The organism is Candidatus Hydrogenedentota bacterium (assembly GCA_018005585.1).
GTDB lineage: Bacteria > Hydrogenedentota > Hydrogenedentia > Hydrogenedentales > JAGMZX01 > JAGMZX01.
Map to the genome: position 1 here is coordinate 1 of JAGMZX010000056.1, position 26,065 is coordinate 26,065.

General features: G+C 64.0%; 29 protein-coding genes. 20 read left to right on the top strand and 9 right to left on the bottom strand.

Annotated features, from left to right (window positions below):
• The 3 genes from KA184_11225 to KA184_11235 all read right to left on the bottom strand — a co-directional run.
• The coding region (locus KA184_11225) for a hypothetical protein (protein MBP8130138.1) at positions 1-921 on the bottom strand (921 nt) is incomplete at its 3' end.
• A 108-nt stretch (positions 922-1,029) separates the two neighbouring features.
• Complete coding sequence (locus KA184_11230) at positions 1,030-1,632, bottom strand: hypothetical protein (protein ID MBP8130139.1); 603 nt, start codon at positions 1,630-1,632, stop codon at positions 1,030-1,032.
• A 161-nt stretch (positions 1,633-1,793) separates the two neighbouring features.
• Positions 1,794-2,828 carry a hypothetical protein gene (locus KA184_11235; GenBank protein ID MBP8130140.1) on the bottom strand — a complete coding sequence of 345 codons (1,035 nt, stop codon included), beginning with the start codon at positions 2,826-2,828 and terminating at the stop codon, positions 1,794-1,796.
• 285 nt (positions 2,829-3,113) lie between these two features.
• Between KA184_11235 and KA184_11240 the strand changes: the two genes are divergently transcribed.
• Together KA184_11240 and KA184_11245 are read left to right on the top strand one after the other, a co-directional pair.
• Positions 3,114-4,118, top strand: a complete 1,005-nt coding sequence (locus KA184_11240; protein MBP8130141.1) for a hypothetical protein — start codon at positions 3,114-3,116, stop codon at positions 4,116-4,118.
• Positions 4,119-4,252: 134 nt separating this feature from the next.
• Positions 4,253-4,705: a hypothetical protein gene (locus KA184_11245; GenBank protein MBP8130142.1), complete on the top strand. Its 453-nt coding sequence runs from the start codon at positions 4,253-4,255 to the stop codon at positions 4,703-4,705.
• A 65-nt stretch (positions 4,706-4,770) separates the two neighbouring features.
• On the opposite strand, the gene KA184_11250 is transcribed toward KA184_11245, so the two are convergent.
• From KA184_11250 to KA184_11275, 6 genes are all read right to left on the bottom strand, one after another.
• The gene (locus tag KA184_11250; GenBank protein MBP8130143.1) at positions 4,771-6,696 is read right to left on the bottom strand and encodes a DUF2723 domain-containing protein; all 1,926 of its coding nucleotides are present in this window, start codon (positions 6,694-6,696) and stop codon (positions 4,771-4,773) included.
• On the bottom strand, positions 6,697-7,317 hold the full coding sequence (gene plsY / locus KA184_11255) for a glycerol-3-phosphate 1-O-acyltransferase PlsY (protein MBP8130144.1): 621 nt from the start codon (positions 7,315-7,317) through the stop codon (positions 6,697-6,699).
• Positions 7,314-8,660 carry a ribosome biogenesis GTPase Der gene (der, locus tag KA184_11260; protein MBP8130145.1) on the bottom strand — a complete coding sequence of 449 codons (1,347 nt, stop codon included), beginning with the start codon at positions 8,658-8,660 and terminating at the stop codon, positions 7,314-7,316. Before der ends, plsY begins: the two co-directional genes overlap by 4 nt.
• The gene (locus KA184_11265) at positions 8,660-9,220 is read right to left on the bottom strand and encodes a CDP-alcohol phosphatidyltransferase family protein (GenBank protein ID MBP8130146.1); all 561 of its coding nucleotides are present in this window, start codon (positions 9,218-9,220) and stop codon (positions 8,660-8,662) included. The genes der and KA184_11265 overlap by 1 nt, the downstream gene beginning before the upstream one ends.
• A gap of 106 nt (positions 9,221-9,326) precedes the next feature.
• Positions 9,327-9,704, bottom strand: coding sequence for a response regulator (locus tag KA184_11270; protein MBP8130147.1), 378 nt, complete (start codon positions 9,702-9,704; stop codon positions 9,327-9,329).
• A complete protein-coding gene (locus KA184_11275) occupies positions 9,697-10,233 on the bottom strand; it encodes a PilZ domain-containing protein (GenBank protein MBP8130148.1) in 537 nt (178 codons plus the stop codon). Before KA184_11275 ends, KA184_11270 begins: the two co-directional genes overlap by 8 nt.
• A gap of 249 nt (positions 10,234-10,482) precedes the next feature.
• On the opposite strand from KA184_11275, the gene KA184_11280 reads away from it, so the two are divergent.
• The 18 genes from KA184_11280 to tsaD all read left to right on the top strand — a co-directional run bounded on the left by KA184_11280 (position 10,483) and on the right by tsaD (position 25,993).
• Positions 10,483-11,097, top strand: a complete 615-nt coding sequence (locus tag KA184_11280) for a superoxide dismutase (GenBank protein ID MBP8130149.1) — start codon at positions 10,483-10,485, stop codon at positions 11,095-11,097.
• 161 nt (positions 11,098-11,258) lie between these two features.
• Positions 11,259-11,480 carry a hypothetical protein gene (locus KA184_11285; protein MBP8130150.1) on the top strand — a complete coding sequence of 74 codons (222 nt, stop codon included), beginning with the start codon at positions 11,259-11,261 and terminating at the stop codon, positions 11,478-11,480.
• A 22-nt stretch (positions 11,481-11,502) separates the two neighbouring features.
• Entirely contained in the window at positions 11,503-12,381 is an 879-nt protein-coding gene (locus tag KA184_11290; protein ID MBP8130151.1) for a CehA/McbA family metallohydrolase, read from the top strand.
• A 40-nt stretch (positions 12,382-12,421) separates the two neighbouring features.
• Positions 12,422-13,252: a phosphonoacetaldehyde hydrolase gene (locus KA184_11295; protein MBP8130152.1), complete on the top strand. Its 831-nt coding sequence runs from the start codon at positions 12,422-12,424 to the stop codon at positions 13,250-13,252.
• A gap of 9 nt (positions 13,253-13,261) precedes the next feature.
• Positions 13,262-13,978, top strand: coding sequence for a lysoplasmalogenase (locus KA184_11300; protein ID MBP8130153.1), 717 nt, complete (start codon positions 13,262-13,264; stop codon positions 13,976-13,978).
• A 215-nt stretch (positions 13,979-14,193) separates the two neighbouring features.
• Positions 14,194-15,267: a glycine cleavage system aminomethyltransferase GcvT gene (gene gcvT / locus KA184_11305; GenBank protein ID MBP8130154.1), complete on the top strand. Its 1,074-nt coding sequence runs from the start codon at positions 14,194-14,196 to the stop codon at positions 15,265-15,267.
• Between the two features lie 109 nt (positions 15,268-15,376).
• Positions 15,377-15,763 (top strand): glycine cleavage system protein GcvH, encoded by a 387-nt coding sequence (gene gcvH / locus KA184_11310; GenBank protein ID MBP8130155.1) that lies wholly within the window; start codon positions 15,377-15,379, stop codon positions 15,761-15,763.
• Complete coding sequence (gene gcvPA / locus KA184_11315) at positions 15,764-17,050, top strand: aminomethyl-transferring glycine dehydrogenase subunit GcvPA (GenBank protein ID MBP8130156.1); 1,287 nt, start codon at positions 15,764-15,766, stop codon at positions 17,048-17,050.
• Positions 17,041-18,480 carry an aminomethyl-transferring glycine dehydrogenase subunit GcvPB gene (gcvPB, locus tag KA184_11320; GenBank protein ID MBP8130157.1) on the top strand — a complete coding sequence of 480 codons (1,440 nt, stop codon included), beginning with the start codon at positions 17,041-17,043 and terminating at the stop codon, positions 18,478-18,480. The genes gcvPA and gcvPB overlap by 10 nt, the downstream gene beginning before the upstream one ends.
• 14 nt (positions 18,481-18,494) lie before the next feature.
• Positions 18,495-19,220 (top strand): lipoate--protein ligase family protein, encoded by a 726-nt coding sequence (locus KA184_11325; protein MBP8130158.1) that lies wholly within the window; start codon positions 18,495-18,497, stop codon positions 19,218-19,220.
• A gap of 128 nt (positions 19,221-19,348) precedes the next feature.
• On the top strand, positions 19,349-19,972 hold the full coding sequence (locus KA184_11330; GenBank protein MBP8130159.1) for a hypothetical protein: 624 nt from the start codon (positions 19,349-19,351) through the stop codon (positions 19,970-19,972).
• A gap of 35 nt (positions 19,973-20,007) precedes the next feature.
• Positions 20,008-20,391: a hypothetical protein gene (locus KA184_11335; protein ID MBP8130160.1), complete on the top strand. Its 384-nt coding sequence runs from the start codon at positions 20,008-20,010 to the stop codon at positions 20,389-20,391.
• Between the two features lie 109 nt (positions 20,392-20,500).
• Complete coding sequence (locus tag KA184_11340) at positions 20,501-20,659, top strand: hypothetical protein (protein MBP8130161.1); 159 nt, start codon at positions 20,501-20,503, stop codon at positions 20,657-20,659.
• A 23-nt stretch (positions 20,660-20,682) separates the two neighbouring features.
• Entirely contained in the window at positions 20,683-21,882 is a 1,200-nt protein-coding gene (locus KA184_11345) for an N-acetylmuramoyl-L-alanine amidase (GenBank protein ID MBP8130162.1), read from the top strand.
• Between the two features lie 6 nt (positions 21,883-21,888).
• Complete coding sequence (locus KA184_11350) at positions 21,889-22,563, top strand: GerMN domain-containing protein (GenBank protein ID MBP8130163.1); 675 nt, start codon at positions 21,889-21,891, stop codon at positions 22,561-22,563.
• Positions 22,556-23,353, top strand: coding sequence for a glutamate racemase (locus tag KA184_11355; protein ID MBP8130164.1), 798 nt, complete (start codon positions 22,556-22,558; stop codon positions 23,351-23,353). Before KA184_11350 ends, KA184_11355 begins: the two co-directional genes overlap by 8 nt.
• A gap of 58 nt (positions 23,354-23,411) precedes the next feature.
• Entirely contained in the window at positions 23,412-25,010 is a 1,599-nt protein-coding gene (locus KA184_11360) for a divergent polysaccharide deacetylase family protein (protein ID MBP8130165.1), read from the top strand.
• Complete coding sequence (gene tsaD, locus KA184_11365; GenBank protein ID MBP8130166.1) at positions 25,007-25,993, top strand: tRNA (adenosine(37)-N6)-threonylcarbamoyltransferase complex transferase subunit TsaD; 987 nt, start codon at positions 25,007-25,009, stop codon at positions 25,991-25,993. Before KA184_11360 ends, tsaD begins: the two co-directional genes overlap by 4 nt.
• The last annotated feature ends 72 nt before the right edge of the window (positions 25,994-26,065 follow it).

The window sequence follows — 26,065 nt, forward strand, 5'->3', positions numbered from 1 at the left end:
CACGGGAAACAGGGTGAAACTGCCGAACCGGCCAAAAGTCGAGTGGAACAAGTACGTCAGTTTTGGTTCATTCAGCGCGTCGAGGCCGCCGGGATTGCGCCAGTACGAGGCCTCGTACAGGTACAGGTCCGGGCGGCTCTGGATCGGCAGCGGGCTGCCGGTGACAGCAAGCATCACGCCGAAATGAACGGCCAGCGGCGCAGCCACGCCGAGACTGGTCCAGAACAGGGTCTGTCTTGGAAAACACGCAACCATGTACAGCCCTGCAAAGGCCACGAAAATGGTGACCGGCATGTCCAATGTGAATACGAGCCCGCCACACAGGCCGAACAAGGCAAACCGGTGCGGCGCCGGGGCAAGCCGCCCCGAGCACAACCCCAGCGCGAAGTATAACGCCGCCATGAGCGCGCCCGCTGCAGGCAGGTGATTATCGATTTGCGGGGCAAATCCCAACAGCTCGGTGCCCGCCGCGAGCGAGAACACCGCCGCCAGCCGCGTGCGAGGACTCTGGATGTGCCAGCGCGCCAGCAAGAGGAAAAAGACCAGCGCCGCCACGTAGCCGCTGCTGATGAGCGATAGCGTCATGATCCGGACGATGCGGCGCGCGTCTTCCCGGTTTGCGAGGTCCCAGCCGAACGCGCGATGCATGACCCAGTACTCGCCGGTCATCAGGAGCGGCAGGACCGGCGGCTTGGTCGAATAGAGACGCCCGTCGATTTCCACCTTGTCCACGGTGCCAGGTTCAAACGGGTTAGGCGGGTCGATGGACCATCGGCCTTCATGCACGAGCGCCCATGCCGTGGCCAGGCGGCTGTTCGCGGTGTCGCCGAGATACTGGACATGCGTGGCGCACACGACAAACACGGCCGCCGCCGTTACGAGCAGCCAGGCAAGATATTCAGGAATCCGTGTGCTCCACATAGGATTGGGGCATCCTATCCATTTCGGGCGGACGGGCGCCATGCTTCGCCAGAACGCCCGCGCGCAGGCGGAAACGCAAGCGGTTCCGGGGGGTCGTCCGAAACCGGGTCAGAAAACGCCCGTAATCTTGCCCCAGGTCCGTCCCCACCAACCCGGTCGTTCTTCCTCGGCGACAGTGCGCTGGATTTCCTCTTGCGGCGGCACCCATTCCCCGTTGACGTATTCCTCCGTCTTCTCCGCGACAAACAACGTGCCTACGCGCTTCCATTGACCGCCGCGCCATTCAAACGTCATCGTTTCGACGCCCGTGTCGCGCAGAAAGTTCTCATCCGCCGCGGCTTCGGCCCGTTTCCGGTGCAGGCGCGTGGCAAACCGCTGCTTCTCCAAGGTCACATTGGCCACGACCGGAGCCGTGCGCGACTCCGTCTCGCGGATATCCGCATCGAATTCGTCCGCGCCGTCAGGGTAAACGCTATACTCCTTGAAGAAATACGGGCGGCGGAACACGATGTCCCCGCGCGCTTCATCCTGGCCGCGCTGAGCCGAAGCAATGGTGTGGCGGACCAGCTCGTTCAACGCCTCCTCCCGCTCAGAAGAGGCCTCCGTGACTTCCACCTGCTCCGCATCCACGCCCTTGCCGTTGTGGGCGCAGCCGAAAACACACGCCACCAAGAACATTGCGGGAAGAATAAGTCTGCTTGAACGCACCATGGTACAGACATCCTCTTGCTGGTTGGAAACGCGCTGCCCGCGCCCCTCATCCGCGGCCCAGGCGAACGGCGCCTATTCTAACACATACACCCCACCCTCTTGCGAGGCTCCAACCGACTCGTCATGCCCATTCCGCGCGGAACACCGCCCGGACGCCCAAGTCATCCCGCAGGCGTAAGGCGGCCCCGTTCCACCCAGTAAACGAGCAGGCGGCCGCCGCCGCGGCTCGCGTGGCGCGTATCCTCCAGACGTACCTGGCGCGGGGTGACATTGAGCACCTCGAACCGACCGCCGAGCAGGTCTCCAACGCCCACCACCTCCTCCTCGGTGGCCTCCGCGCTCCTCTTGTAGACCACCGTATTCTGTTCCGGGTTCACCTGGAGAAACATGGAATACGCGGCCACTTCGTCCAGCACTTGCTGGCGTATGTCGCGGATGCGCGCGTCATTGTCCAGAATGACGCCCTCACTGGTCAGCCGCGACGCCTTCTGGAGCAGTTCCGGGTCCCATGGGTCGGCAGTCAGCAACGCGTCGATTTCCTTCACAAAGTAATCGCGCGACTGGTTCAGCACCTGGTCGTTTTCCGGGCCGGGCGCATTATTCACGGCGTCCAACGCGGCCTTCAAGACTTCAAGGCCGCCGCCGTTCGCCGCCATCATCTCCGGCGCCCGGTTGTGGTACGTGGGCTTCTGCTCGACATCATCGCTGCGCAGCCCCTCCACTATCTTGTAGACAAACACGAGGCAAAGCAGCGTCGCGACGGCCACGCCCAGCCCCAACAACAGCCGCGATGCACCCGAGGGTTGCTGCGCGACACGCGGCGGCGGCGTGCTCGAGACCGTCGAGGAACTCAGCGCGAACTGCATCAGGTCGCGGCTGCGCGCGTCCAGTTCCGGAAGCCCCGAACCTCCGCCGAGGGCGGACGGCTCGCTGCCGGGCAGGTCGGCCTTCTGCCCGGAGATGACCTCGGCCCGAAAGGCCTCGATCGCCTCGATCACGTCCCCCGAAGGCGTATAGGTCGGTTGCGCGTCCCCCCCGAGGTCCTGGATAGTCAGATTGGCCTCTTTGCGCCTGGGCCGGGCCACTTCCCCGCCGCAGTGACGGCACTTGGTTGCCAAGACGCTGATTGGCATGCGGCAGATTGGGCATAGCCGCATGTCGTCCTGTTCTCGGAAGGGCACATCCGTGTCTGTCACAGCGCTCATCCTCCCAAGTTGAGGTTAAACCATGCCAGCCTCTCTTATCAAGAAGAACCTGTCATGCGGCAGTTCAAGGGGCAAGCCTTCCCTGATAGACACTCCCCCACCACCGTTCTCATCCCCGTCCGTCTTGCCTCGTATCCCCATCGCTGGCTTATCATACTCGATTCCAGGGAAAAGTATTCAACTTGTCCGGCATGAGAGCAACCCTTGGCGAGCAGACCCCGGGACGGTAAGCATGGGCAGCCCCGAGTTCCCGGTCACAGTGGAAAGGCGGTCCTCGTGCAATATCCAGGACATGCGAACGGCGGCAAACACCGGCCTGCCTCCGGAATCCGCGCGGCGGACTGGCGCGACCGGCTGCTGGGGTGTTGCGCCTACCTCGGCATGGCGCCGGTCTGGTTTGCGCTAAGGCGGCGGCTCGGCCGCCCCTTCGTGGACCGTCACGCCGGCCAGGCGCTGGTCTTGTTTCTGCTGTCGATGGCCATCGCCGCGCTGTTTCTGGTTTGCGCGGGCGCGCTCTCTTACGCGGTCGTGCACAAGCGGGAAATCTATGAGGGCACCTCCATCGAGGGGTGGTTGCTCACGGTGTTTCGCTGGTTCGTGCTGGCCTGGCTCGTTTTCTGGGCTTACGGCGCCGGCTCCGCGCTGTTTGGCTCGTTTTGGGAGCTGCCGGGCGTGGCGTTTCTCGCGCGCCGGCACCGGGTTGCCGGCGCCGGGGCGATCTTCCAGACTGCCGTATACGCCCTGATACTGGCGCTGGCCGTCCTGGCCGTGCGCGCCTCCACTCTGGCCCGCGATGACTCCCGCCCCGCCGATGTGTACTTGCTCTATGAAGACGTGGACCGGTACCCGCGCTGGTTGTTCACGCTGGCGTTCTACCCCGTCACGTGCGCCGGACTGGATAGCTTCGGCGACGATAGCGTGTCGGTCTTGAAACTCACGCGTGAGAACCTTGCGACGGCGCTGGCGCAGGGCCGCTTTGTATTCATCGGCTCCCACGGCAAGGCATCCGGCATGCTGCTCGACCGCCAGTGGTTCCCGCCGGAGGACGCGGCGGCGCTGCCAAAGGGGCCGCATCTGGCTTTCGTATATTTGTCCGGCTGCGACAGCGGCGCTCAGGCGGACGCATGGCGCGCGGCGTTTGCCCCGGCCGAAGTGGTGACGCATAACCGCCTTACCGCCTTGATCGAGCATGTGTGGTGGCTCTGGTTCGAAGCGCCGGACGTCCTGCGCCGTCTCGCCGGCGGAGCGGCATCCCCGCCCGAAACCATACGCGGCTCATGAGTGGTCCTATGGACGCAGCGGTGAATAAGGTGGAACCAGCAGGCGTCCAATTGGTATACTGAGAGTCTGCATAAACATTCGCTCGCCGGGTAAGGCTCCCGGGAAAGAACCCTGTACATCAAGGAGATGTTGCGATGAAAAAACTGTTGGTAGTGACGATTGCGGCTGTGGCGACCTTGGCGCTCTATGGCGTAACGACGGTTCTGGCGCAGGAACAGGCGGCCCCGGAACAGCCGGTCGAGGTAGTCGTGGAAGGCGTGAATTACTGCGTGCTCTGCGAACTGGCGAAAGAGGAAGTCGCCGGCGCAAACAGCGCGTATGCGACGATGAACGCCGTGCGCGTAGTAGCCGCGCTGGACAAGGACAACAACCTGATGACCGACCTCGAAGGGACGACGCTGCATTACCTGCCGACGAAGCAGGCGGAACCCCTGCTGGTCGGCGAGCAGTATCAAGGCGCGAACGTGACCATCACGGGCCTGTACTACAAGCAAGCCAACGTGCTCAAGGTGGTGAGTTTCGAAGCGGAAGCCACGGGCATGGACAGCGTCCCGGTCGGCACGAAGAGCAACCTGCAGGTCCTGTAACCGCTGATTTTCAAGCTCCGCGCGGGAGACAACGCTGCTGTTGTCTCCCGCGTTTTTCTTCGCGGTCACTCAGGCGGCGGGTACGCCCGAGTCTCAGCTCCCGTTCGTTCCTCCGACCCCTCAAGGCGCCTGAGGTTCGCCTCAACCACAGCGCAACCCGGTTCGCGCAGCAGCGCTTCGCGCAAATACCGCTCCGCTTCGCCCCGCCGGCCGAATGCCACGCACAGCACGGCCGCATTGTTCAAGGTCTGCACCTCCCGGCCGTAGATGTTCAGGCCGGTTTCCAGGTGCTCCAGCGCGGATTCCGGAAGACCCTCCCTGAACCTTTCGCGCGCCCGAGCAAGGTGATACTCATAGAGGATCAGTTCCGCCGTATCGTCGCCCCGGGCCTGTTCCGGGTCCAGGCCGTTGCGCCAGCGGTAACTGGCCCATACGTCCTTGTCCGGCGTCGGCGCGCCCAGCGGGACGGCCCGGAACAACAGACCTTCCTGCCGTGCGCGCCAGTGTGGCGGCAGCGCCGGCAACGTGGTGAAGTACACGGGCCGGGCCGTGTGGCGCAGCAGCGCCCCGAAGATTCCGGGCTCGTACCGGCGGCGCGGCTTATCGCCCCATTCCGCGGGGCGGTCATCCGCGGGGATTTCCGCCAGCACCTCCAGGGAGAGATAGCCGTACTTGCGCCCGATGATGATGTCCGGGCGCACCCCTTCGCTCGCCTGCACGTACACGGCGGGAAAACTCGCATGGTCCGCCTCGGGAATGTAAATCGCGCCGGGATCCATGGATTCAAGCACATTGCGCGCATAGTCTTGAGTCCAAAAATAGGAAGACTTGTCGTTCGCGCGCCAGTGCAGGAACAACGGGGTCAGCACGCACGCGGCAAGCAGAGGAACCGCCGCCGCGGCTGTGGTTATGGACCGTACCCGCGCCAGCAGTTCTGACAGCCACAGAGCCGTCATCATGTAGGCGGGGATGCCGAACACGGTCATGATGCCGAGCCATTCCTTGTCGAAATTGAAGTTCTGAACCAGCGCGAACCCGGCAACCACTACGACGGCCGCTGTCATCGTGAATACCGCGTCGGCCCGCCGTCTCCGCCACAACAGGCACCATCCCGCGAACCCAGCGAGCGTCACAGGCCAGCCGAATTGCCGCCACCAGAAGCCGGCACATGCCGCAAGTTGCCACAGGTAACGCGCCGCGTCGCGCGGATATTGCCAATACATGAAGCTGAGCTGCTTGCGCGTCGCGTGGTCCCAGAATCCCTGCAGCGTTTCCGGATTGCCCCAGTCCATGGGCGGGTCGGCAAGCGACGCCAGCGGCATATACGCATAGACAAACAGGCCGAGCAACGCGAACAGGGCCGCACCGGCGTAGACCCGCAGCCGGGCGATGCGGAAACCGTCTTCCCGGAGCACGAAGCCCGCAAAGACCGGCCCGAGCAGCATCATGGTGTTGTGGTTGGCAAGACTGAGCCCGTAGACGAACCCGAAGACAAGCAGACGGCGATCGCCGCGCGTGCGGCGCCATTCCCACAGCAGCAGAACGCACAGGGCAATCAGAAACGCGTTGAGCGCGTAAACTTCGGCAACAACAGCCTGTTCCCAGAACTCTTGCGAAAAGGCGAGCGCCAGCGAGGCTCCGAAAGCGGCCGCTCGGTTGCGCGTAAGCCGCAGCGCGAGCAGCGCCAGCAGAAATACCGTCGCCGATGCGAAGAAGGCGGACGACAGGTTGACGCGCCAGGCAATCGAGCCAAAAGGCAGCCACGTGAACACGTGCGCAAGCAGACACCATAGAGGATATCCAGGCGGATGCGGGATGCCCAGCGCATACGCGGCGGTGATGAATTCGCCGCTGTCTTCGCCCGTGACAGTAGGCCCGAGAGTCCGCAGGTATACGAGAAAAGCGAGGCAAGCGGCGGCAAGCGCCGTGGCGTAATCCACGGCACGAAACGCACGGTCCTCGAGAGGCACGCCTGCTTGCGGTCCCATCACCTATTTTGGCCCGGCTTCTCGCTTCGATGAGAAGGAGATGCGGCTTTCCTCGCCTTTCAGGATACGCTGGATATTCGCGCGGTGCTTCCACACGACGAGCGCGGCGATTAGCACGGCCGCGACGCGCACGGGCCAGCCGTATGGCAGCAGCAGCGCGGCTACGGCCAGGACGATGGCCGCGCTGCACGAACCCGCGCTGACCATGCGCGTGGCCGCAACCACCGCGGCGAATACGAGGCCCGCCAGCAACGCAGGCAGCCAGGCCAGCGCCAGGAAGACGCCCGCGCCAGTGGCCACGCCCTTGCCTCCCCGGAACCTCAGGAACACGCTGAAGGTATGGCCGAAAATGGCCGCAACGCCGCAGGCCAGCGGCAGGTGCGGCCAAAGACCGAGACGCGCGGCGGCCAACACGGGCACGGCGCCCTTGAGCATGTCGCCCGCAAGCGCGAGCGCGCCAAGCCCCCGTCCCAGCACGCGCAGCGTGTTCGTCGCGCCGATGTTCCGGCTGCCGTGCTCGCGGATGTCCACGCCGCGCAGCCTCAGGCCAAGCCATAGCCCCGTGGGAATGGAGCCCAGGACATACGAAACGGCCACTGCGGCCGCGCACCAAACCGTATTCATGGAGCGGGATTCCCCTGCCGCAATTCCAGTTTAATCGGAACACCCGCGAAACCGTAGCGCTCGCGAAGCTGATTCTCGATAAAGCGCAGGTAGCTGAAATGAAACAGGTCTTTCCGGTTCACGAACAACACGAACGTGGGCGGCTTCACGCCCGCTTGCGTGATATAACGCACCTTCGCTGCTTTCCCCTTTACCGTCGAAGCCGGATGCTTTGCACGGATGTCTTCCATGAACTTATTGAGCTCCGCGGTATTGATCCGGAGGTCCGTTCCGGCGGCGACGCGGTCCACGTAGTCCAGCACCGTGAAAATGCGCTGGCGCGACACGTTCGAGACCGTTACGTAAGGCGCATGCTTGATGTGCGGCATCTTGAGTTCGATTTCGTCGTCGATCTGCTTGAATCGCGCCGCTCGCTCTTCGACCAGGTCCCACTTCGTCCACACCAGCACCATCCCGACCCCCTGCTCCAAGACATAGCCGATGACCCGCTTGTCCTGCTCCGTCATGCCCTCCGTCGCGTCGATCATGACCAGGCAAACGTCAGCGCGCCGGATCGCGCGCAGGGTTCGGCTCACGCTGAAGTGTTCGACCGGCGCGCGGATACCCGCCTTCTTCCGCAGCCCGGCCGTGTCGATGAGCACATATTCTTTCCCTTTCCACGAGAACTCGATATCGATCGCGTCCCGCGTCGTCCCGGGCTGTTCATGCACAATCGTGCGCTCTTCGTTCAGGATCGCATTGATGAACGAAGATTTCCCAACGTTCGGCTTGCCGATGACGGCGACCTTGACGGCCGGCGCCGCCTCCGTCTCGTCCGTTTCCCGCGGCGGCGTTTCCGGCAAATGCGCCGCCACCGCATCGAGCAAAGGCCCGATGCCGTGCCCGTGCCCCGCCGAGATCGCGTACGGCTCGCCCAGGCCGAGGCCGAAGAAATCAAACCGCCTCATCTCGAGGTCTTCGTTGTCCAGCTTGTTCACGGCCAGCACAATCGGCTTTCCCGCGCGCAGCACGTCGTCGCGAATCTGGTAATCGGTCCTCGTCAATTCGCATTGGCCATCGACAATAAAGATCAGGACGCGCGCCTCGGCCATCGCGAGGCGCAACTGGTCCTGCATCTTCTGCGATACAGGGTCAACGGGGTTTTCCATGATGCCCCCGGTATCGACTACGCGGAAGGCGCGCCCTTCCCACTCGGCCTCGCTGATGAAACGGTCTCGCGTAATGCCTTCCACATTATGGACGATGGCGCGCTGTTTGCCGAGGATACGGTTGAAGAGCGTGGATTTGCCCACGTTCGGCCGGCCGATGATGGCCACCAGCGGCAGCTTCCGTTTCTTCGGCATCACGCCGCCTTTCGGCTTGCCGCCAGCTGCGCCCCGGAATAGAAGTAATCGGCGAACGATGCGATCGTGCAGATCAGCGCGATGAGAATGAGATAGTAGGCGAGGGACAGCTTCAAAAGGACCGCGATGATCACGCTCATGTGCGCCCAGGTCGTGGCCTTGCCCAAGGCGCGCGGCCTGAACTGCGTCGGGCCCATCTGGCTCGTGATCAACAAGGCGCCCACGACGATGAAGACGTCCCGCGACAGCACAATCACCGGAAACGCCATGAACCATCGCGGCAGCACGTCATAGAAATACGGGTTTGCCGCAATGAAAACGAAACCCAGATTCACGATGAGCTTGTCGGCAAGCGGGTCCAGGCGCATGCCCAGCCGGGAGTGCTGGTGGTAGCGGCGGGCGATAAAACCGTCCAGGATGTCCGAAAGCGCCGCCGCCGTGTACAGCGCAAATGCGGCCCACCGCAGCCATTCGCGTTCTGGCGAATAAAGGTACACCAGAGCGCAAAAGACCGGGATGCAGAAGACCCGGGCCAGTGTAATGCGGTTTGCCAACGTCACCGTGCCGATTTCCCTCTTGCGCAGTTCACGACCTCCGGATGTTCCCGGAACGGGACATCACGGCGCGCGCCGCGGGCTGCCATGCCTCCTGCTCCCTTGCGCGGCATCATTCCTGCGGACGCAGATGCCGTTTGACCTGCGCCACCAGTTCCGCCGTCAAGAAAGGCTTCGTGATGAATGTGAGCGCGCCTACATGCAGGCTGTGCGCCCGCGCGTCCGGCGTGTGCGCCGAAGAGAGACACACCACCGGAATCTGCTGGGTTTCCGGGTTGGCCTTGATCTGTTCGCACACTTCGTAGCCGCTCATCGTCGGCATCATGATGTCGAGCAGGATCAGGTCGGGCTTCTCGCGGATAGCGAGGTCGAGCGCCTCCAGTCCGTCAAATGCCCTGATTACGTCGAGACCTTCCGCCTTCAGCGTGCGTTCGATCAGCATCACCACGTCCGGCTCGTCATCGACCACAAGTATCTTTGGATTAGCCACGGCGTCTCCCCAAATTGCCGGTAACTCGGTCTCCCACCGTAATATCCAGCGTGTGCATCCGCGTGCGCGGCGTCCGGCGCGGCCGCGAACGGCGGATCGTAATCGGAGCCGACGCAGGCCGGTGGATGGGCCTCAGCATGACCTGCACCCCATGGTCCACCAGACCGCCAAAACCCGGCTGCGTGCGCACTACGCGCGCCTCGATAGACTGCGACAACGGCACCTTGAATTCCTCGTCACGCATCATCTGTATCACCACGACGCTGCCCGTCTCCAACTGTTCGAGCAGGCGAATTCGCATGCCGCGCGGGTTCAGGTCCAGAACCACGCCCTCCAATTTCACGCCCGGCGCCCGCTTCGTCCAGACGAGGCACGGGCGGCACACCTCCGTGCGCGGGGCATTGCGCCGGCCACGCCGCAAAGATTTCAGCTCCGGAGACCAGATCATCTCCTCGCCGGGCGTTAGCCGGCCATCAACAAAGAGTGGCCTGCGTTTTTCCGCCATGTCCTCGTCCTTTGTGAGGGACACCGATTCATTATCTCCGCCATCTCCGCCGAATAGAAGAATACCCCAAACCGGCGGGTATTTCCATAATCCGGCGCGGCAACGCTTTCCGGGAACGGAATTTTCACCGGCAATGGATCGTTTTATCAACAACGGGTGCTGCGAACATGCCCCGTTAACTTCCCCAGACTTCGCGGAACGACAGGAGCCGCGTCTGCCTGACATGCCGGGCAGCCAAGGGTACGACAAATATAACATGAAGGAGACCATACTATGGCGTACACACTTCCTCCGTTACCCTATGCCTTTGATGCGTTGGAACCGCATATCGACGCGCGGACCATGGAAATCCACCATGGGAAGCATCATCAGGCCTATGTGAACAATGTCAACGCGGCTGTCGAGGGCATCGACGCGCTCGCGGCAAAAAACATCGAGGACCTCTTGCGCAGTGTTCAGGACGTGCCCGAGGACAAGCGGCAGGTGGTCATCAACAACGGCGGCGGCCACGCCAACCACACCCTGTTCTGGCAGATCATGGGCCCGAACGGAGGCGGCGAGCCGAGAAACGGCCTTGCCAGCGCGATTGGCAACGCTTTCGGCACGCTGGACGGGTTCAAGGACGCGTTCAGCAAGGCCGCGGCCACCCGTTTCGGCAGCGGCTGGGCCTGGCTCGTCGTGAACGGGGAGGGCAAGCTTCAGGTCTACAGCACCGCGAACCAGGATTCGCCCCTGATGCAAGGCCATACCCCCATCCTGGGTTTGGATGTGTGGGAACACGCCTACTACCTCAAGTACCAGAACCGGCGCCCGGATTACATCGCCGCGTTCTGGAATGTCGTTCGTTGGGACAAGGTGGCGGACTTCTATGCGTCCGCGAGAAGATGACGGCGCGCGCGGCGCGCTGACAGGCGCCGGGAATGGCCGGGAACCCCGTTTCCCGGCCTTTTTTCTTGCCCGGCCGCGACACGGCGCGGCTTCTTCGCATGGCGGCACACGCTCCGGTATACTACGCCCCGTCTTCCGGAACGGTTTCGCGGAGAAACGCCATGCTGTATTTCAAGTGCGCCCAATATGTGCCGGGCAAAGGCGACGCCTGGACCTATTACGAATGTGACGACAACAAGAAGGTGTTGCGCCAGATGACGCACATCACCGGGACCGGCGAACTGACGCGGGTCCCAGACCCTATCGTCAAGAAGCTTATCCGGCCCGAAGCGTTGCTCGATGCGGACGCTGGCGAGTTCCTGCAACTCTGGGCCAAGCCCTGAATCGAGTGGGAGGAAGCACGAATTGCCCGTCCACATCTCTCATCCCTACATGACCGGCCCGTTCTCCTGGCTCAAAGGCAACCTGCATACCCATACGACGAACAGCGACGGCGACCTCAGCCCGCAGGAATCCGTGGCCACGTATGCCGCGCTCGGCTACGATTTCCTCATGGTCAGCGACCATGACTGCTTCACCAAGACGAAAGGCCTGGACCCTCACGGCATGGTGCTCATACCGGGCAACGAAATCACGGCCTATGGGCCGCACCTGCTGCACGTGAACGCCCACCGCTACATCGACCCCGATGAAGACCGCCAGGCCATGATCGACGCGATCAACGTGGACGGCGGTTTCTGTGTCGTGTGTCATCCAAACTGGCTTGAAAACTACAATCACTGCGACCACAGCTTGCTCACCGAATGGCGCGATTATCTTGGCATCGAAATTTACAACGGCGTGTGCCGGCGCGCCGAGGGCAGCCCCATCGCAACGGACCGTTGGGACCGCCTGCTCAGCACCGGCCGCCGCGTCTGGGGTTTTGCCAACGACGACAGTCACAAGCCGGTGGAACGCGGCGTAGCCTGGAATGTGGCGCAGGTCGAATCGCGCATTCCGGCAGCGATTGTGCGCGCACTTCGAGATGGCCGCTTCTATGCGAGCACGGGCGTCGCTATTACGGCCATACGCGTCGAGAACGCGACGATTACCGTCGAAACGGCCAACGCTCAGCGGTGCCGCGTGTTCGCGGACCTGAGCCGCCTGCAGGCGACACAAGAAGGGCCCGCGATTTCCTATACGGTCCCGGACGATTTCCCCCATACCTATGTGCGTGTGGAATGCTACGGTGTGGGCGACGATACCGCCTGGACCCAGCCGTTCTTTGTGGAAAAGACCGCCTGATACACGGGCGGGACGCCGTGCGGCGAGGAGGAATGCATTTATGGAGTTCGTGTTTCAGCGCAGTTACCGCGGCCCATTGAAGGCAGTGCTGCTCGATTGGGCGGGCACGACCATGGATTACGGGTGCTATGCGCCGGCAGTGGTTTTCGTCGAGGTCTTCAAGCGCCAGGGCGTGCCAATCACCATGGACCAGGCCCGCGAACCGATGGGCGCGCACAAGCGCGTGCACATCCAGAAGATCACGCAGATTGACGCGGTGCGGCGCCTCTGGGAAGAGACACATGGCCGCCCCCCGTCCGAACAGGACGTGGACCGGATGTTTGCCGAGTTCGTGCCGTTGCAGTTGCAGTGCCTCGCCGATTACGCGGATTTGATCCCCGGCACGCTCGAGGTGGTGGCGGACTTCCGCAAACGCGGCATGAAGGTTGGCTCGACTACCGGCTACACGGGCGAAATGATGCAGCTGCTCTGCGCGGAAGCGACGAAACGCGGCTACACGCCGGACGCGACCGTCTGCGCTACGGACGTGCCCGCCGGCCGGCCCGAGCCGTGGATGTGCCTCGAAAACGCCCAACGGCTGCGTATCTTCCCGATGGAGGCGGTCGTAAAGGCCGGCGACACGTTGCCGGACATCTATGAAGGCCTGAACGCGGGCATGTGGAGCATCGGCATTGCCATGACCGGCAATGAACTGGGGCTGAACGAAGCGGAACTGGCGCAACTCGACCCCGAAACACGCGAACGAAAGCGCCGTCGGGCCTATGAACGCATGGCGCAGGCCGGCGCGCATTACGTTGTCGACTCGATTGCCGATGTGCCGCCGCTCCTCGACGCGATCAACGCACGGCTCGCGCGCGGCGAACGTCCGTAAGCTCGCATCATGGCGGCATGCCGGGACGCAGACGCGCTCAAGCGCGCCCTGTTCGCCGCGTTCGGTGCGGCGGCGATATACAGCGTGACCGCGTGTGTCGTTGAGGCCCTGCCGATGCTGCCGTTTCTGCGCGCGTTGCCCACGCTTCTCCTCGTCGCGGCAGCGGCCTTATGGTCGCGGCCCGATTACGGTTGGCGCATCGCGCTGGGACTCTTCTGCGGCGCGTGGGGCGACTACTTTCTCGCTTCCGCGTCGCGCGACTGGTTCCTGGCCGGGCTTGGCGCATTCTTGCTGGGCCATGTCTTCTATATTGCCGCGTTCGCGTTCCGCCGCCGCGTTACGGGGCCGCGCCTCGCCGTGACCGCGGCAACAACGGCAACCGTGGCTGTGCTGACTATTCTCGTCGCATTGCGGCTCGCGGCCGCGGGCGAAACGCGTCTTGTCTTGCCCGTGACCGCTTACAGCCTTGTCATCGTCGCGATGGCGGGCGCGGCCATGCTGCACGAGACCACAACGCCGCTTGTCGCGGCGGGCGCGCTTGTTTTCGTCCTTTCAGACGCGCATATCGCGGTGAACCACCTGCTGCGCGATTCGCCGCTGCTGGCGCTGAGCGTATCCGGTTATGCGACCTACTACCTCGGGCAGGGCTTGATCGCGGCGGGCGCGGTCTCGGGCTCGCACTCATGGGGGGCGCGGGCAGGCCGCAGCGATTTCGCGCAACGATAGCTATCCTGCTTATCTCTGCCAGCGCGATTTGTGCCGTGCCGCCCGCGTATGGCAGAGTAACGCATTCTTGGACCCGCTGTTACTGGCGATTGGACGTGGAAGGGACCACGGGGAAGCAGCGGGATTGGTTAAGCCGCTCGCCTGGGCGCCGGCTTCCTCGCTGCGGAGGCGGCCGGAAATAACGCGGGGAAGCGTGCGCTTCCCGAGGGTGTGTTATGCGTAAAACCCCTCTGCATGACGAATACGCGCGCCTGGGCGCCAAAGTTGTCGACTTTCACGGCTGGGCGCTCCCGGTGCAATTCGGCGGCATCATCGAGGAACATCTCCACACGCGGTCGCGCGCGGGTCTGTTCGACTGTTCCCACATGTCCGAGTTCCTGGTTCAAGGCCGCGAAGCCATCGCCGCGCTCGACGCGCTGGTCTTCTCCGATTTTGTCAACCTCAAGATAGGCCGTTGCCGTTACAGTGCCTTGATGAACGACCGCGCGGGCATTGTCGATGATTGCGTCGGCGTCCGCCTTGACGAGGAAACGCTGTACCTCGTGACCAATGCAGGGCCCGTGGCCGCGGTCGAGGCCCTGTTTGCCCGATACGGCGTCAAGGCCGCCAATATCTCCGCCGCCACGGCGAAAATCGACGTGCAGGGACCGCAATCCCGGGATGTGCTGCTCGCGCTCGGCCTGACCGATGCCGCCCCGCTTGCGTACTGGAACGCGCAACGCACGCAATGGCGGGGACGCGCCGTGCTTGTGGCGCGTGCGGGTTACACGGGCGAACTGGGCTATGAACTCTATATCGACAACGACCTGGCCGTGGACTTGTGGCGCGCCTTGCTGGAACAGCCCGGCGCCGCGCCGTGCGGCTTGGGCGCGCGCGACACGCTGCGCCTCGAGGTGGGCTATCCCCTGTACGGCGAAGACGAGTCGGAAGACAAGACCCCGCTCGAATGCGGCATGGGCCGTTTCATCCAGTGGGACAAGGAATTCAATGGCAAGGCCGTGCTCGAGGCCCAGCGCGCGCGGGACGACTATCACCGGCTTACCGCCATCGTATCGGCGGACCGGCGTTCGCCGCGGCATGGATTCGAGGTAAAGCACGGTGGCGAAACGGCCGGCGTCGTGACCAGCGGCACCTACGGTCCGAGCGTGGGCCGCGGCGTCGGGTTTGCCTCGCTCGCGCCCGCATACGCGCGCCCCGGCGTGGCGTTGACCGCCGGCCCCAGGGAGATGCCGGTTACCACGACGGAAATTCCCATCTACAGGGATGGGACATGCCGCTTGAAAGTGTGATGCGTTGGAGCGCGGCAGCCTGCTGCCGCTTGGAGGAGCGCCATAACGACCCGGGTTGCGGTAATTGTCATTGTGAGCGTAAGGACTCGGCGAAATGAGGAATGAATCAATGGACCCGAAGAAACTGCAGTACACCAAGGATCACGAGTGGATCGGGCGCGACGGCGACCTGTATGTCGCCGGCATCACGGACTACGCGCAGGAACAGCTGGGCGATGTCACCTATGTCGAGTTGCCGGAGGCCGGGCGCAAGGTCGCCGCGGAAGAGGAGGTGGCGGTCGTCGAGTCGGTCAAGGCGGCCAGCGACGTGTTCGCGCCGGTAGCAGGCACCATCGCGGCTGTCAACGAGGCGCTCGAAGCCCGGCCCGAACTGGTGAATCAGGACCCCTATGGCGAGGGCTGGTTCTTCAAGTTGCGGGACGTCAAAGTGTCCGACCTGGACGCGTTGATGGACGCTGCGGCGTACGAGGCCTTCCTGACGACACTGGAGGATTGAATGAGCTGGGTACCCCACACGGACGCCGACCGCGCCGCGATGCTCGCGGCCATCGGCGTCGGCACGGCGGATGCGCTGTTCGATAGCATCCCGCCGGAATCGCGGCTCAGGTCGTGGAGCCTGCCGCCGGGCCTTTCCGAGATGCAGGTGCGCCGTCTGTTCGAACAGCTTGCGGCTCGCAACGACGCCGGCCCGGTCTGTTTTCTGGGCGGCGGCTACTACGACCATTACATCCCGGCGGCCGTGGACGCGTTGCAGGGCCGCAGCGAGTTCTACACGGCGTACACGCCGTATCAACCCGAGTGCTCTCAGGGCACGCTGCAGGCCATCTACGAATATCAGTCGGCCATCTGCCGCCTGACCGGCATGGATTACGCGAACGCCTCGCTCTACGACGGCGGCACGGCCATATTCGAGGCAAGCACGATGGCCGTGCGCGTGACGGGCCGGCGCCGCGTCGTCTGCCATCCGTCGTTGAACCCGGCCTATCGCGCCATGCTCGATACACATGCCGCGAATCTCGGCCTGGAGCTCCTGGATGGAGACGACCCCGCGGACGCCGCATGCGTGATCGCGCAAAACCCGGCGTTTCTGGGCGATGTCGCCGATTTCGCGCCGCTGGCCGCGCGCTGTCACGAGGTTGGCGCGCTGTTCACGCTCTCCGTGTACCCGGTCTCGCTCGGGCTGCTGAAAACGCCCGGCGAGATGGGCGCGGACATCGCCGTCGCGGAGGGCCAGAGTCTTGGGCTGCCGCTCGGTTTCGGCGGCCCGTATCTTGGCATCTTGGCCACGCGCAAAGAGCACGTGCGCAAGATGCCGGGGCGTATTGCCGGCATGACGCAGGACCAGCAGGGCCGCCGCGGCTTCGTACTCACGCTCCAGGCGCGCGAGCAGCACATCCGCCGCGCGAAAGCCACGTCGAATATCTGCACGAACCAGGCGCTGTGCGCGTTGCGCGCCTTGATCCATCTGAGCCTGCTCGGGAAAGAGGGGCTGCGCGAGGTCGCCGCGGCCTGTCACGCGAAAGCCGAGTATCTGAAGAAGAAACTCGTTTTCACGCGACTGCTCAACGAGCATCCGACGTTCAACGAGTTCGCGGTGCGCCTGCCGCGCGACGCGCGCGAGACCGTCGCGCGGCTGCGCCAGGAGGGATATCACGCCGGGCTGCCCCTGGCGTGCGTTGACCGCGGCGGTCCGAACGACCTACTCATCGCCGTCACGGAAAAACGCACCCGAGAGGAACTGAACGCCTTCGCCGCCGCATTGGAGCATGCCGCATGCAGCTAATCTACGAGAAATCCTGCCCGGGCCGCCGCGCGGTCCGTTTCGACGCCCTCGATGTGCCGGAGGCCGCGCTGCCCGCCGAATTGTGCCGCCGCGAGGCCGCGCTCCTGCCCGAAGTGGCCGAGATTGACGTGGTGCGTCATTTCACGCATCTGTCGCAGCGCAATTTCGGAATCGATTCGCATTTCTATCCGCTCGGTTCCTGCACGATGAAGTACAACCCCAAGATTGCCGAAGTCGTGGCCGCATTGCCCGGCTTCGCGCAATTGCACCCGCATCTGGCGAACGTGCCCGAGTACGAGGGCGCCGTACAGGGCGCATATGCGCTCATACACGACCTGGAACGGTTCCTGGCCGAGATCGGCGGAATGCGCGCGGCCAGCATCCAGCCCATCGCGGGCGCCCACGGCGAATTGACCGGTGCGCTGCTCATCGCGGCCTACCACCGCGACCGCGGCAACACGCACAAGGACACGATTCTCATACCGGACTCCGCGCACGGCACAAACCCCGCCAGCGCGGTCATCGCGGGGTTCAACGTGGTCGAGGTTCCGTCGTGCGCGAAGGGGTTCGTCGATTTCGACGCCATGAAAGGCGCGCTCATGGACAACGTGGCCGGCATCATGTTGACGTGCCCGAACACGCACGGCCTGTTCGAACCGCAGGTGTCCGAGATCGCGCGGCTGGCGCATGAGAAAGACGCGTTGCTCTATTATGACGGCGCGAACCTGAACGCCATCGTTGGCCAGTGCCGCCCCGGCGACCTCGGTTTCGACGTCATGCATTTCAACTTGCACAAAACCTTCGCCACCCCGCACGGCGGGGGAGGGCCCGGTTCGGGTCCCGTCGGCGTGGGCGAGCGGCTGCTTCCCTTTCTGCCGGGGCCGCGCGTGGTGAAACAGGGCGACCGCTATACCCTCGAAGCCCCGCCCAAGTCCATCGGGCGCGTCGCCGCATTCTTCGGCAATTTCCTGATCGCCGTGCGGGCCTACGCATTCCTGCGCTATTACGGCGGCGAAGGGCTGCGAGGCATGAGCCGCGACGCAGTGCTTAACGCGAATTACATCCAGGCGCGCCTGCGTCAGGCGTATCAGCCTGCATTCGAGACGCGTTGCATGCACGAGTGCGTATTCACGGCGGCGCGGCAGGCCGAGAAGGGCGTGCGCGCCATGGACATCGCGAAGGCGTTACTGGACAAGGGCTTTCACGCGCCCACCGTCTATTTCCCGCTTACGGTCAAGGAGTGCCTGATGGTCGAGCCGACGGAGTCCGAGTGCAAGGAGACGCTCGACGCGTTCTGCGACGCCATGCTCGAAATCGCCGCGCGCGTGGACAGCGACCCGGATTCGCTGCACGCCGCGCCCGTAACCACGCCCGTCGGCAGGCTGGACGAAGTCAAAGCCGCAAAGGACCTCAACTGCGCCTGCCTGTGAGGGCCCGTCAAACCATGCGCGTGCTCGATTGCTCGCTGCCGTCGCCGGCGCGGAATCTCGCGCTCGATGAAGCCTTGTTGAACAGCGTCGAACGCAATGCGGCCCCGGACACGCTGCGGTTCTGGGAGAGCGCGGCGCCTTTCGTCGTCATCGGCACGGCGCAGGCGCTGCACGAAGAAGTCTACGAAGACCGCTGCCGCACGGACGGCATCGCCATCCTCCGCCGCTGCAGCGCGGGCGGCTGCGTCCTCCAGGGGCCGGGCTGCCTCAATTTCGCGCTCGCATTGCGCACCGAGAGCCGGCCCGAGATCGCCTCGCTGCATCCTTCCTATGACTTTATCCTTGGCGCGATCATTCGTGCATTCGCGCGGCGCGGAATTCACCTTGAAACCGCGGGCATTTCCGACCTCGTGCTGCACGGCCGGAAAGTCTCCGGAAACGCGCAGCGGCGACGGCGCCGCGCCATCCTGCATCACGGCACGCTGCTCTATCGCGCGGACACGGCGCGCATGGACCGCTTCCTGAAGGAGCCGTTGGCCCGCCCGGCGTATCGCGGCAGGCGAACTCACGCGCAGTTTGTCACAGCACTGCCTTTGCCGCCTGCCACGCTCCATGCCGCAGTCTGCGAAGCATTCGGCGCTGCGCCCGCCTTTGAGGAACCCTTGCCGTCCGAAATGGATGAATGTCGGGAGCTGGCCTGCTCCAAGTACGAGTCAACAGCCTGGACATACCGAAGATAGTCGGAGCGGCGCCGCGACCATCCTGAGAGGCACGTTATAGTATTCATATTATTATCCTAATGCGCAGTTGACCGCAGCCCGTGCCGTCTGTTACCCTGTCTATGGGGCCTGTAAAGAAGGAATTTGCCGTGAGCCGGAAGTGGTTCTGGGCAGTGTTAATTGGCGCTGTTATTGGACTTACAACGGCCCTGAGCATACGGTCCGTGCTGCAGAACCCCAGTCCGCCGCCGTTGTCGGCCAGCGAAACCGTATTGCCGGAGGACAACCCGGCCTTATGCTATGCATGGGCGTTTCAGGAAGGCAATTGGGACTACCTTATCGACCACACGTTGTGGATACAGGAACGGTTGCAGTATGAGCAGGCGCGAACAGGTGATACCGCCGCCGGACAGACCACGCGGCTTGATATCGGCAAGGCCTTGGGCGACCGTTCGGAACCGGGCAACCGGTTACGCGACACCGGCGTGGAAGACCAGTACGTATTCCGTCCCGGCGCGGCGATTGAGGTCGTTGCGCGAGATGAAGGCCGGGACGACCTGGAACGGCCCGCCGCGGAGCGTATCTGGTTTCGCGTAAGGTTCCCCAACATGGCCAATGCGTTATTTGACGCGGCGGGCCTGGCGATTCGCGCCATTACGGTCGGTGTGAATGTGTCATCGGAGGGATATATACTGAAGGCCAATGTGGACGGCAACCTGGATGTCGACTGGGATTCAATCGAGTACTGGGATGTGGGATCAGGAGACCGATGAGCATGCCACTCGCAAAGTGCGCGCGATGCAGGAAGATGTTCAATAAGGCGGATTCGCCGGTATGCAGCGCCTGCATGCACGCGGAAGAAGCCGATTATGAGAAGGTGCGCGCTGCAATGGAGGAGCATCCCGGATTGAATGCTGAGCAATTGGCAAAGCAAACGGAGGTCGCCGTCGAGTGCGTGAAGCGCATGCTGGATGTGGGGATGATTACTCTGGCCACGGGACAACAATTGACCTGCGGCATGTGTGGCGCCCCTGCCATCAGTGCAAGCAAGCGCCTCTGCCAAACGTGTCTGGACAAACTGAACCTGCAGGTGGCAAAGGCACAAAACCAGATTCAGGTAGGAAAGAAGAAAGCGGCCCAGGTCAAAGACACTACCGCCCGTCAGGCGTTTGACTTGAAGCGCAGAACATAGAATGCCATAAAGAGGCTCCCGCGCGGCGAAACCGCACGGGTGTCCGGCAAGCGCAATAGCGCATGCCCCTGCGGGCATGGTGTGCGGGCATGGTCCCGGAGGTCGTAGCATGACTACGGGTGAAAAAGCTGGGTTGGCCGTGCTGGTCGGGTTGTTTGTCGCGCTGATAGCCGTCCTCATCGCCACGTTTCGCGGGCCGTCGGGCCCGGTAGGCACGGCATCGGACAACGCCATCGTGAATCAGGCGGTTATCAACCACACGAAGTAACAGAAGGACTCACAAACGGCCGTATGCAGCGCCTTGAACGAGCGGTATTTTTTTGCATTGCGTTGCGCCTGTTTCTTCCCGTCGCGGCGGGCGCGCAGGCGCAAACATCCCTCACCACGCAGGTCCACGGCGAACGCCGCACCGCGACCGTGGCTACCCTCCCCGATGCGGCCGGCGTGCCCTATGCGCCGCTCCACGACTTGGCCCGGCAACTGGGCGGTAACGCGGTCCTTGACGGGACGCGTGTGAAACTGGACCTCGCGGGCAGCGCCGCGTTCCTGTGGGTCGACGGGACCGAGGTCGAGAGCGCGGAAGACGCATTCACGATAGCGTATCCCGTGCGCAACCACAAAGGCGAGGCGTGGATCGCTGTCGCCGACGTGGCCCCCTTGCTCACACAGGGTTTCCGGCTGGTCCTCGAGCCCACAACGGAACCCGCGCCGGCAACGGAACCCGCGCCGGCAACGGAACCCGCGCCGGACGCCGAGGATCCCGGTGACGCGCTTGCCGTAAACGACCTCATGTCTCCGATAGAGATTGCGTCGCCGGAGGCGGCCACAACAGAGGCCGTTGCGGCTGTGCCACCTGAAGCGGCCGGCGTACAGCCCGAAGCGGTTACCGGTCTTGCCAGCGGCGCAATCATAGTACTGGACCCAGGGCACGGCGGTCACGACGCTGGGACTATCGGCGCGCAAGGGCAAATGGAAAAGGATTTGTCGCTAGCCCTTGCCTCCGAAGTGGGGCGCATCCTCAAGGAAACCACCTCTTACACCATCTATCTCACACGGTCCGATGACAAGGATCTGGCCGCGGCGGACCGCGCCCGGCTCGCGAACGAACTGAAAGCGCAACTCCTGGTCAGCATTCATGCCGGAGGCGCCTATTCGCCGGACGCGCGCGGCTACTCCGTTCTCTATACCGGACCCGCCGAACCCGCAACATCGAGTCCGTTGAGGCATGCGCGGACCAGCGCGGCCATCGCGGAGCGCGTGGCGCAGAGCCTTGCAGAGGGCATGACGCCCGCCTGGGCATACCATGCGCCGCACGAAGCACCGTTGCGTCTCTTGCGCGACGTCGACATGGCCGCGCTGCTCATCGAGGCGGGCTTCCTCACCAATAATGATGACGCCCTGATGCTGGGATCGGAGGCGGGATTGCGGCGCGTGGCCGAGGCCATCGCGCAGGGCCTCGCGCAATCGCTGCAACAGAGCGCGGGAGGATAAACGGCTATGTCGGAATTTCGCGCCGGAATCATGCGGCGGGTAATGTTGTCGCTCTGGGCGATGGCCACGCTGGTGCTGGTCTTTGTACTGGGCCTGCTCGTGCGTGAAATGGTGCGCGCCGGGGAAGACCCCTTGGCCATCTTGCACCGTCCTGCCGGGGACTCCGCCGCCAGAAACGCGCCGAGAGCACCGGCGGCGCCCTTGGGCACCCGTGAGATCACCCTGTATTTCGCTGCTGCTGACGGCATCTCGCTCGTGCCCGAACAACGCCGTATCGAAATCGTTTCCTCCGCCGTCGAAAACTGCCGCAGTGCCCTGCGCGAGTTGATCGCAGGCCCGTCGCGGCTGCACCTTCCGGTCATCGCGCCCGCAGCCGAAGTGCGCGCGCTGTATCTGCTCGAAGACGGGGAATTGGTCATTGATTTTTCGGGCGACCTGCAAGCGGAGAGCGCGAGTCTCCGCGGGGCCGCGATTGAAACGCTCATGGTTTACGCGGTCGTGAATTCGCTCACGCAGCCCGAACTGCGCGGCGAACACGCGCAAGGCGTGCGCCGGGTCCGGTTCCTTATCGAGGGCTCGCCTCCGCAGGAGACCTTTCCCGCGCATCTTGACCTCACCGCGCCGGTCGGCCCCGATCAGCGCTGGATACACGAGCCCGGGGCCGCGCCGGAAAATGCGTGAGGCGGCCATTGGCATCTTCGATTCCGGGGTTGGCGGCCTCACCGTGTGCCGCCGCGTCATCGAATTGCTGCCCCGGGAATCGATCGTTTACCTGGGCGATACGGCGCGCGTCCCCTACGGCACAAAATCCGCGGACACCGTTATCCGTTATGCGCGCTCCTGCGCGGGCGTATTGCAGGCACGCGGCATCAAGCTGCTCGTCGTCGCCTGCAACACCGCCTCGGCTTACGCGATCGACGCTCTCAAAACCGAACTGCCCTTGCCCGTCGTTGGCGTGGTCGAGCCGGGCGCGGACGCGGCCGTGCGCATGAGCCGAACCGGCGCCATTGGCGTCATCGGCACGCCCGGCACCATCGCCAGCGGCGCCTACGAGCGGGCTATCCTCGCCAGGCGTCCGGATGCGTGCATCCACAAAAAGGCATGCCCGCTCTTCGTCCCGCTGGCCGAGGAAGGCTGGACCGAAGGAACGATACCCCGGGAAACGGCCCGAACCTACTTGCGGGAACTCGCCGAATCGAACGTCGATACGCTTGTGCTCGGATGCACGCACTACCCCTTGCTGGCCGGCGCCATCGCTTCCGTGATGGGCGACGGCGTCACGCTCGTGGACAGCGCGAGAGAGACCGCGCTTACCGTGGCGGCCATGCTCGAAGCTTGCGGGCTGCTCCGCCGGGACGACCGCGCACGGACCTATGACTTCCTGGTCAGCGACGCGCCGGACAATTTCACGCGCGTGGGACGCCGTTTTCTCGGCCAGGATATCCGCCGCGTCGAATGGGTGGATTTCTGAGGCCACTCCACGGTAGTGTGACCCCGCTTTTGAAGCAGTCGGATGTGTCGCGATTCTCATGGCCCTCGAACCGAGACAAGACTCAGCATCAAGCAAGCCCCCGGCCCCAAACCGGGCTCTCTCGGCTTGGCTGTACCCCCTGTTCGGCGTTACGCTCGTGATTGCCGCCGCGGCGCTGGCCGCGCTGCTGACCGTGCAGCACCTGCGCAGCCGGCCGGTAAATCTGCGTCCGCACACGGCACAACTGGCGAATGAGATTCACCGTATACTGCACGAACAATATGTGCCCGAAGATGCAATCGAACGCGAGCCCGGCGTGCTGCTGTCCGATGCGCGCAGTTCCTGGTACCTGTTCCGTTTCCGCGTGCACGTGCCTCCCGACTTAAACGCGGACGGACTGCGCGCAGTCCTGCGCGACAGCGTGCTTCAGGGATACGCTGCGGCCGTACAGGCCTACGAGAACTCCGAAGGAAGCGCCATCAATCTTTCGCTGGCCGGACGCGTCTTCGCGGAGGTCGTATTCCTCCCGGAAGAGCCGCCGCCACCGGCGCAGACCGACCTTCGCGCAGCCAGCCTGCATATCGCCGACGAAGTGCAGCGGCTCGTCGTGGCCATGGGCACCCCGCAAGAACAGTACGTGCCGCTGGGCATCGCCGACCGTGAAAACGCGGACGCGCGCTGGTCCTACATGCGGGCCGAAGCAACGCTCCCGCCCGGACTCACGCCACAGGATGTCGAGGCGCGGATAATACAGCAAATGGCGGACCGCGGCGTGCGCATGCAACTCGCCGAGGACGAGACCGGAACAGTCCTTCACGTTCTCGTGTCGGACAAAGAGTGTCTGGAAGTCTTTTTCCCGTGCCCGGCCGCTCCAGCGACACCCGACCCCGAGGAATTGCCGGACTTCAACGAATTGCCCCTCGAGTCGAACGGGACCGCCGAAGCGCAGGCGCCGGACCAGCAGACCGCGGCACAGACACCTGCGCCCGAACCGCCCGGCCAGCTGCGCGTGGCGATCATTCTGGACGACGGCGGATACGGGGGCGCATCGACGGACGCGGTCTGGACCCTGGACTCCGGGCTTACGCTGGCGATCCTGCCCAATACGCCATTCGGGGAGGCGACGGCGCTTCAGGCCACCGCGCTCGGTTTTGAAGTGATGCTGCACATGCCCATGGAGACGTACCGCGGTATCGCCACGTTTCCAGGCCAGCTTGAGACGGCGATGGATGCCACGCAGATCCGCGCGATCACCGAGGCGGCGCTTGAACAGGTTCCCGGCGCCACCGGCGTGAACAACCACACCGGCGGCAAGTTCACCGCGGATGCCGCGGCCATGCGCACGTTCCTCCAAATCATCCAGGAATACGGCCTGTATTTCATCGACAGCCGGACTACCGGGTCGAGTGTGGCGCTGGAGGAGGCGCGCGCCCTCGGGATTCCCTGCGCGGCGCGCCACGTGTTCCTCGACAACCAACTCGACCGCGAATACATCCGCGGGCAGTTCACCCAGATGATCGACGTCGTGAAGAAGCGCGGTGAAGCTGTCGCCATCGGGCATTTCCGCCGGGACACTGTGGCCGTGCTGCAGGAAATGCTGCCGGAACTTGAAAAGGAGAGTATCCAACTGGTCCACGCCTCGGAGCTGGTTCAATGAGCCGTATTCTCGGCATTGAGACCTCCTGCGACGAGACGGGCGTCGCGGTCGTCGCGGATGGCCGCCGTGTCCTGATCAATGAAGTTGCCTCGCAGGTCGATCTGCACAGGGCATTCGGCGGCGTGGTGCCCGAGATTGCCTCGCGCGAGCATACGCGGGTGATCTCGCAGCTCGTGCGGCGCGCTCTCCACGCGGCCAGCGGCGGCATCGACGCCATCGCAGCGACGCATGGCCCCGGGCTCATGGGCTCGCTGCTCGTCGGCGTGTGTTTTGGCAAGGCGCTCGCCTATGCGCGGAAAATGCCCTTTGTCCCTGTGCATCATATCGAGGGACACATCTTTTCAGCATTTCTAAGCGACCCGGCGCCCCAATTCCCCTTTCTCGCGCTCGTGGTCAGCGGCGGACATACGCAGATCATCGATTGCCCGCGCCCGCACGCCTACCGCATCCTCGGCACGACGCGCGATGACGCCGTGGGCGAGTGCTTCGATAAGGTCGCGCGATTGCTCGGGCTGCCTTACCCCGGCGGGCCGTCGATTCAGAAGGCGGCTGAAAACGGCAACTCGGAGACCGTCGTGTTCCCCCGCGCCATGCGCGACGCGGAACACCTCGACTTCAGTTACAGCGGGCTCAAGACGGCGGTTCTCTACGAACTGCGCGGCGGGAAAGGACACAGCGTGGCCGACCTCGCCGCGAGTTTTCAGGACGCCGCCGTCGATATCCTGCTCATCAAGACCAAGCAGGCACTTCAGATAACCGGCGCCACGCAACTCGTGCTGGCAGGCGGCGTCGCGGCGAACCGCCTGCTCCGGCACAGGCTTCAGGCGGAACTCGACGCGCGGGTCTTCCTGCCGCCGTTTGAATATTGCATCGACAATGGCGCCATGATCGCCGCCGCGGGCGCCTCGCGCCTCGAGCACGGCCTCGCCGGCGATTTGCGCACCACGCCCAGCCCGAACCTGCGCCTGTGCGGCCGGGACTAGACCGCGCCGTGCCTTCGAGGGGGATTCTGTAGTATTCTTGTTGCGCACGCGGGCGGTCGAGGAATAGGAGAC